This is a genomic window from Kitasatospora sp. NPDC059747, assembly GCF_042732955.1.
Taxonomy (GTDB): Bacteria; Actinomycetota; Actinomycetes; order Streptomycetales; family Streptomycetaceae; genus Kitasatospora.
Map to the genome: position 1 here is coordinate 20,080 of NZ_JBHWGV010000120.1, position 7,345 is coordinate 27,424.

General features: G+C 75.1%; 10 protein-coding genes. 2 read left to right on the forward strand and 8 right to left on the reverse strand.

Annotated features, from left to right (window positions below; all coding sequences use genetic code 11):
• Positions 1–36 precede the first annotated feature (36 nt).
• A complete protein-coding gene (locus ACFV4G_RS35645; RefSeq protein ID WP_380446336.1) occupies positions 37–582 on the forward strand; it encodes a MarR family winged helix-turn-helix transcriptional regulator in 546 nt (181 codons plus the stop codon).
• Here ACFV4G_RS35645 and ACFV4G_RS35650 read toward each other — a convergent pair.
• The 8 genes from ACFV4G_RS35650 to ACFV4G_RS35685 all read right to left on the reverse strand — a co-directional run bounded on the left by ACFV4G_RS35650 (position 572) and on the right by ACFV4G_RS35685 (position 6,861).
• Positions 572–991 (reverse strand): DUF2267 domain-containing protein, encoded by a 420-nt coding sequence (locus tag ACFV4G_RS35650; RefSeq protein WP_380446337.1) that lies wholly within the window; start codon positions 989–991, stop codon positions 572–574. The two genes, ACFV4G_RS35645 and ACFV4G_RS35650, sit on opposite strands and share 11 nt — an antisense overlap.
• Positions 992–1,058: 67 nt before the next feature.
• A complete protein-coding gene (nadE, locus tag ACFV4G_RS35655) occupies positions 1,059–1,892 on the reverse strand; it encodes an ammonia-dependent NAD(+) synthetase (protein ID WP_380446338.1) in 834 nt (277 codons plus the stop codon).
• Positions 1,893–2,033: 141 nt separating this feature from the next.
• Positions 2,034–2,642, reverse strand: coding sequence for a response regulator transcription factor (locus ACFV4G_RS35660; protein ID WP_329931940.1), 609 nt, complete (start codon positions 2,640–2,642; stop codon positions 2,034–2,036).
• Entirely contained in the window at positions 2,639–3,889 is a 1,251-nt protein-coding gene (locus tag ACFV4G_RS35665) for a sensor histidine kinase (protein WP_380446339.1), read from the reverse strand. The genes ACFV4G_RS35660 and ACFV4G_RS35665 overlap by 4 nt, the downstream gene beginning before the upstream one ends.
• A 64-nt stretch (positions 3,890–3,953) precedes the next feature.
• On the reverse strand, positions 3,954–4,379 hold the full coding sequence (locus tag ACFV4G_RS35670; protein ID WP_380446340.1) for a hypothetical protein: 426 nt from the start codon (positions 4,377–4,379) through the stop codon (positions 3,954–3,956).
• A 136-nt stretch (positions 4,380–4,515) separates the two neighbouring features.
• Positions 4,516–5,229, reverse strand: coding sequence for a maleylpyruvate isomerase family mycothiol-dependent enzyme (locus tag ACFV4G_RS35675; protein ID WP_380446341.1), 714 nt, complete (start codon positions 5,227–5,229; stop codon positions 4,516–4,518).
• A 61-nt stretch (positions 5,230–5,290) separates the two neighbouring features.
• Positions 5,291–5,821: an SRPBCC family protein gene (locus ACFV4G_RS35680; RefSeq protein ID WP_380446342.1), complete on the reverse strand. Its 531-nt coding sequence runs from the start codon at positions 5,819–5,821 to the stop codon at positions 5,291–5,293.
• Positions 5,822–5,943: 122 nt separating this feature from the next.
• The gene (locus ACFV4G_RS35685) at positions 5,944–6,861 is read right to left on the reverse strand and encodes a LysR family transcriptional regulator (protein WP_380446343.1); all 918 of its coding nucleotides are present in this window, start codon (positions 6,859–6,861) and stop codon (positions 5,944–5,946) included.
• Between the two features lie 68 nt (positions 6,862–6,929).
• Here ACFV4G_RS35685 and ACFV4G_RS35690 point away from each other — a divergent pair.
• Positions 6,930–7,345: DMT family transporter (locus ACFV4G_RS35690; RefSeq protein ID WP_380446344.1), on the forward strand; the 416-nt coding region annotated here is incomplete at its 3' end.

Genomic DNA, 7,345 nt, shown 5'->3' on the forward strand with positions numbered 1-7,345 from the left:
AGCTCCTTGCTGCGGCACATATGTATGCTTGCATGCATGCATTTGCGCGTCAACATGTGGCTGCTGCTGAGCATGGACCTTAGGATGGCCGCCATGACGACGAACGAGCCGGACCACCGCACGGCCGAGGACCTCCTGAACGCCGTGGGCCCGGCCTTCGGCAAACTGCGCCGCACCTCGCTCCTGGAGGTCGAGAACCCCATCTCGGCCAAGGACCTGAGCCGCACCCTGGTCCTCAACCTCGTCGAGCAGCACACCCGCGACGCCGCGGCCGAGATCACCGTCGGCGCGGTCGCCGAACTCCTCGGCGTGGACCCGTCCGTCGCGAGCCGCATGGTCGGCGACAGCATCAAGGCGGGCTACCTGACCCGCGCCGCCTCGCAGCAGGACGGCCGCCGCACGGTCCTCCACCTCAGCCCGGCCGGCACCGAGCTGATCGCCCGGCTGCGCCGCCACCAGCGCGACGCGTACGACTACATCACCGCCGACTGGGCCGAGCGCGACCGGCTCGAATTCGCCCGGCTGATGCTCAAGTACGTCGACTCCCTCGACCGGCTGGCCGAGCGGAAGGTCACTGGGTAGCGCGCCCCGAGGGCAGCAGCTCGGCGATGTCGCGCGGGAGGACGGCGGCCAGCTTGTCCATCAGGTCCGGCGCGAGCGCCGCGTCCAGGACCTCCAGGACGGCGGCGGCCTCGCGGATGCCGCCGTCCTCTCCGGTGCCGGCCCGGCCGGCGATCCGGCCGGCGAAGACGGGCAGGCCGAAGCGCTCCCCGGAGGCGTGGGCGCGGCCCTCCTCGTCGGCCTCCCGGGCCGCCTCCCGAACGGCGGCGGCGAGCTCGGGCGGCAGCTGGGCGGCCACGTGCACGGCGAGCCCGGAGGGCAGGCGCTCGCCGAGGGTGAGCAGGACGGCCTTGGTGGCGCGCTCGGCGGCGGCCCGGTCGGGGAGCCCGGCGAGGTCCCGGACGGTGGCGATGATCTCGTCGTACTTCATGGCCGAGTCCCCTTCCGCCGGCGGGCGAGGCCCCCTCTGTGAGGCTACGCCGCCGGGCCAGAGCCCGCTACGACGGGACGACGGGCAGGCGGCGCTTGTGCTCGGTGCGGCGGTAGTGGCCGACCACCGTGCGGAACACCTCCTCGCTGACCGGGCGCCCCTCCAGGAAGTCGTCCAGGGCGTCGTAGCCGACGCCGAGGGCGTCCTCGTCGGGCTTGCCGGGCGCGAGCGTCTCCAGGTCGGCGGTGGGCACCTTGTGGACGAGCTCCGCCGGTGCGCCCAGCAGCTCGGCCAGTTCCCGGACCTGACGCTTCGTCAGGCCGGACAGCGGCATGATGTCGGCCGCGCCGTCGCCGAACTTGGTGAAGAAGCCGGTGACGGCCTCCGCCGCGTGGTCCGTGCCGATCACGACCCCGTCGGACGCGCCGGCGGCGGCGTACTGGGCGATCATCCGCTGCCGGGCCTTGGTGTTGCCGCGGACGAAGTCCTCGTGGGCGCGGTCCCGGAAGGTCAGGCCGGCCGCCGCCAGGGCGTCCATCGCGCCGTCCGTGGCCGGCTTGATGTCCACGGTGAGGACCCGGTCGGGCCGGATGAAGTCCAGCGCGAGCTGGGCGTCCGCCTCGTCGGCCTGCACGCCGTGGGGCAGCCGCATCGCCCAGAACGACGCCTCGTGGCCCTCGGCGCGCAGCCGCTCGGCGGCGAGCTGGCACAGCCGTCCGGTGGTCGTGGAGTCCACACCGCCGCTGATGCCGAGGACGAGCGTGCGGGCGCCGGCCGCGCGCACCTGCTCCGCGAGGAAGGCGACCCGGCGCTCGGCCTCCTGCTCGGCGCTCGGGACGGGGGCGACGCCCAGGGCGCGGGCGATCTCCCGCTGGACGTCGGCGGGCAGGGGTTCGGACATGATGGGACTCCTCGGACCTCGGACGTGCTTCCGGGAGCCAGCTTGATCGCCACGGCGGCCGCCGCCAAGGGATTCCACCTCGATGGAATACGGGTCACAGCGGCCGGGCGGCGGAACACGGGCCACAGCGGCCCGGCGGCCTCAGAGCCAGCCGCGCTCGTCCGCCACCCGCAGCGCCTCCAGCCGGTTGCGGCTGGCGGTCTTGGCGATCGCGGAGGAGAAGTAGTTGCGGACCGTCCCCTCCGACAGGTACAGCTTGGCGGCTATCTCGGCCACGTCCGCGCCCGAGCGGCAGGCGTTCAGTACGTCGCGCTCGCGCGCGGTGAGCGGGGAGGCGCCCGCGGCGAGGGTCGCGGCGGCGAGCTCCGGGTCCACAACCCGCTCCCCCGCGTCGACCCGGCGGATCGCGTCGGCCAGCACCTCGGCCGGCGCGTCCTTGACGACGAAGCCGACCGCGCCGGCCTCCATGGCGCGCCGCAGGTAGCCGGCCCGACCGAAGGTCGTGAGGATCACCACCCGGCAGTCCGGCACCTGCTGGGCGAGGACCGCGGCGGCGGCGAGGCCGTCCAGTCCGGGCATCTCGATGTCCAGCAGGGCCACGTCGGGCCGGTGCTCGCGGGCCGCGTCCACGACCTGGTCGCCGCGGCCGACGGCGGCGACGACGGTGAAGTCGTCCTCCAGATCCAGCAGCGTGCGCAGGGCGGTGCGGACCAGCTCCTGGTCCTCCGCGAGCAGGAGACGGATCGTCATGGGCTTCCTTCCCGGATTTCCCGGCCTTCCCGGACTTGCCGACCTTCGCGGGCTTGCCGGCCTTCCCGGGCTTGCCGGCCTTCCCGGGCTTGCCGGCCTTCCCGGACTGGCCGGTCTTCCCGGACGGGTGCGTGCGGCCGGCCGGGGAGCGCGGGGACGGTCACCCGCAGCCGCCACCCGCGCGGGCCCAGCGGGCCGGCCTCGACGTTACCGTCCGCCGCCGCGACCCGTTCGCGCAGGCCCGCGAGCCCCTTGCCGTCGCCGACGGGGGAGCCCTTGCCCGGCCCGTCGTCGCGGATCTCCACCGAGGTGCCGGTGAGCAGCACCGTGCAGCGGGCCGCGCGGGCGTGCCGGACGACGTTGGTCAGGCCCTCCCGGACGACCCAGCCGAACAGCTCCCGGTGCGCGGGGGCCACCGCGTCGGTGGCGCCCGGCAGGTCGGCGACCACTCCGGCGGCCCGCAACAGCTCGCGACCGCGCGCGAGTTCGGCGGCCAGCGTCACCTCGCGGTAGCCGGAGACGGCCGCCCGCACGTCGGCGAGCGCCTGCCGGGAGAGGTCCTCCACGGCGGCCATCTCCTCGACCGCGAGGGCGAGGTCCTTGGCGGCGAGCCGCTGCGCCAGCCGGGACTTGACGGTGATCGCGGTGAGCGAGTGCCCGAGCAGGTCGTGCAGGTCCCGGGCGATCCGGTTGCGCTCGGCCTCCGAGGCCAGGCGCGCCACCTCGGCCCGGGCGGCGACCAGTTCCTGGTTGGTGGTGGCGATCTCGGAGAACCCGCGCACGGTCAGCGAGCTGAAGAGCAGGGCCAGCGCCTGGAACCAGCCGGGCCCGCTGTGCCAGGGGCGCACCGCCCACGGCAGGACGAGGGCGCCCGCCGTGCCGGCCATCACGGCCGCGGTGGCCCGGGCGGGGAACAGCACGGCGACGAACGAGACCACGCCGGTGCCCAGGAAGAAGGCGTCGGCGTGGGCGAAGGGCAGGGCCGCCGCGAACAGCGTCGCCTGCCCGGCCGTCAGGAACTCGGCCTGCCGCCGCCGGCCCCGGGCGAACGCGATGCCGCCGGCCGCGTAGCAGACCGTGAAGGCCGCGACGACCGCGTACCCGGCGACGGCCCGCGCCCCGGCGACGGTGTGGGACACGCCCAGGGCGGTGAGGGCCGGGTAGACGAGCATCCCGGTGGCCAGCATGACGCGCCGCCAGCCGTACGCCCACGGGTGCGATCCCGGGTCGGGGCCTTCGTCGGTCACGGGTGTTCCTTCCGTCGGTCGGGGTCCGGCTCGCGGGCCGGGGCTCGGTCCGCCGGGTCGGAGCTCAGCTCTGCGGGGCGGCCGCCGTGAAGAGCGTACGCAGGTGGCGTCCGTTGAGGATCACGGCCACCCCCAGCAGCAGGGCGCCGCACAGCGCCTGCTCGGCCTTCATCCAGAACGGGAAGGTACCCGGCAGGGCGATGATCACGACGATCGCGACGAGCATCGCGGTCGAGATGATCCGCAGCCGGCGGAACGCTCCGGTGGAGCCCCCGGCCGCCTTGACGGCCAGAACGAGCGTGATCACCGAGCTGGCCGCGACGGCGCTGCCGCGGATCCAGACGGCGACGTTGACGAGGTCGGGGTGGCCGGCGAGCGCGACGATCGCGGCCATCGTGACGAGGCTGATCCCGAGGTAGGCGCCCAGGAGGCGGCGGATGGTGCGGAAGGCCCGGAGGGTCTCGGGGTGGTTCAGATCGGTCGAGGTCATGGCATTCATGCTGGCCGGGGGCACCCCGCGCGGGGCAGTGTGCTCGCACACGGATGGGCCGTGACAAATGTCAGCACCCCCCGGCTCGGCATCGGCCGGCTCGGCTCGCCCCCGGCCCGGCACCGCCCGGTTCGGCTCACCCCCAGCCCGGCACCGGCGGCTGCGGCCACGGCGGCGGGGCCGGCAGCCCCGCGTCCGGCGCCGGGCCGCGGCCCGCGAGCCAGGCGAGCAGCGCGTGACCGGGGCCGGCCGCGGTCGGGCCGGTCGGGGCGACGGTCCAGGAGCGGCCGAGGTCGACGGCCTCGAACCGGCCGACCGGGAAGCCTCGTTCGGCGAGTGCGGCGGCGGTCTCCGCCAGGGCCGCCGCGACGAAACCGGCCGGCCACGCGGCCGGAGTGTGACCGAGGGCCAGGTCGGTGTGGTGGACCTCCAGTTCGCGCCGCGCGCGGTGGAGGGTGTACCAGGCCGGGTGCTTCCAGCCCGCGAGGGCCGAGACCAGGACGGACCAGCGCTCGGCGGGCATCGCCGACACCTCGTCGAGCAGCCGGTCGAGGCTCGCGCGCAGGTCGGCGGCGAGGGCGGGGACGTCCCGCCGGGCGCCCTCGTGCAGCAGGCGCTCCAGGGTGGCGCCGTCCGCCCTGGGGCCGGGCTCGACTCCGGTGCGGGCCAGGGCGAGCAGCCAGGTGTAGACGTCGGCGCTGCGGGCTACATGGGTGACGACGTGCGCCCGGCTCCAGCCGGGCAGCGCCGAGGGCCCGCGCGCCTCCGCCTCGGTCAGGGCCGAGACGGAGGCGGCGAACCGGGCGGCGGACGCGCGGACGGCGTCGGGGAGTGCGGTGCGGTCTTCCACGGTGGTGCCCGACTTCCTTGCTCTGTACGGTCGTTCCGGGTGCAGCTTTGCTACTGGGCGGCTAACTTCCCTGTTCCGCCAGGGTCTTGATGCCGTCGAGGGTGGCCGTCATGCCGGTGCGCAGTTCACCGAGGCGGACCTCGATGATCTGCTCCTCGCGGTCCGGCCAGCGGTCGATGGCGGCCGTCACGCCGTTGCGGCCGGGGCCGATCAGCACCGAGTGGCGCAGCCGGGTGCCGCCGTCCTCCGGTGTGAGCTCGTAGCGCCAGGAGGCGAGGGAGGCCGCCGGGTCCACCGAGGGGCGGCCGAACCGGCCGTCCGCGTCGGTGACGATCCACGCGAACACCTCCCGGTCGGTCAGCTCGGTCACGTGGGAGACCGTCCGCCAGTTGCCCAGCCGCTCGTTCTCGTTGTGCCCCTCGAAGCGGGCCCCGACCGCGGGCCCGTCCGCGCCGTCGAGCCAGGCGACGCCCCGGAGTTCGGGGCTGAGCCGGGCGGGCAGGGCGATGTCGGTGATCAGCGACCAGACCTCCTCGACCGTGGCCTTGATGTGCACCTCGCAGTACGTCCGCGGTCCGTCCGCGTATCGCATGGCGCTTCCCCTCCGTCGCCGGGACCTTCACGGTTCCCGGGTGGTGACCGTCCGTGATGTTAGCGAGTTGTCATGGACCTCGACAGGTGCCGGACGAATCCCCGGCGATCTCCTCGGCCCGCTCACCGGACCCTCGACGTTCGGCCGCCCCGCCCGACGGACAATCCGTTCGCAGACCGTCGGTTCCCGGTCACCACGGCGCGGGCCAGCCGGACCAGGTCCGGGATGGCCGGGTGCGCCGGGACGCCCCGGCGCCAGGCCAGGAACAGCGGGACGGGCGGGGCGTCGGCGAGCGGGCGGTAGGCGATCGCGGGGTGCTTGTGCAGCCGGGGCGTCGCGACCGTCGAGATGCCGACGGCCCGGCCGGCCGCGATGGCGGTCAGCCACTCGTCGGTGTTGGCGACCTCGATCGTCGCCGTGGGGCGGTGGCCGGCCGGCCACAGGTCGAGGGTCGTGGTGCCGGCGACCGTGTTGAGGGCGACCGGCCACGCCGCGAGGTCCGCGAGGGTGAGGACCTCGCGGTCGGCGAGGTCGCTCGCGGCGGGCACCACCGCCACCCGCTCCTCGTCCAGCAGCAGCTCGGTGACGAGACCGGGCGCCGTGACCTCGCCGCGCAGCAGGGCGATGTCGACCCGGCCCTGGGTGAGGCCGGCCGTGCGGTCGTCGATGCGGCGCAGTTCGAGCGGCACGTCGGGGTGCTCGTCGTCCCAGCGGCGCAGCAGCGGGATGGTGTGGTCGCCGAGGGCGGCCCAGGGGTGGCCGAGGCGCAGCGGCGGGGAGGCGAGCGTGCGGGGGTCGAGGGCGCTGTCCACGGCGGCGAGCGCGGCGGCGGCGCGGTCGCGGAAGGTCCGGCCGGCGGCGGTGAGCTCCAGGTGGTGGGTGGAGCGGTCGATCAGGCGGACGCCGAGGTGGTCCTCCAGCTGGCGCAGGGTCCGGGAGAGCGCGGGCTGGCCGGTGTGGAGGCGGGTGGCGGCGCGGGTGATCGTGCCCTCCTCGACGATGGCGAGGAAGGCCCGCAGGTGGCGCAACTCGATGGTCATGCTTCGGAAGCATAACGGCTTGCCATTCGGCATTTCCCGGGGCACGAACGAATCCCTACCGTGGGGGCATGACGAACACGATGTCCGGGATGTCCCGGACGGCGGCGGCCGCCGCGACCCTCCCGGCGCCCCACCCGGCGGGACGGCCCGTCGCGCCTTCCCGGAGCGGCCTCGGCGGGATCGGGCTGGTGCTGGGCGGCACGCTGTCGGTGCAGTTCGGCTCGGCCGTCGCCGCCCTGCTGTTCCCGCGCGTCGGGCCGTTCGGGACGGTCGCGCTGCGGGTGACGATCGCGGCCGTGCTGCTGCTGGCCGTCTGCCGGCCCCGGCTGCGCGGCCACAGCCGCGGGGACTGGGCCGTCGCCGGGGCCTTCGGGGTGGCGCTCGGCGGCATGAACATCCTCTTCTACCAGGCGATCGACCGGATCCCGCTGGGCCCCGCGGTGACGCTGGAGGTGCTCGGCCCGCTCGTGCTGTCGGTGGTCGC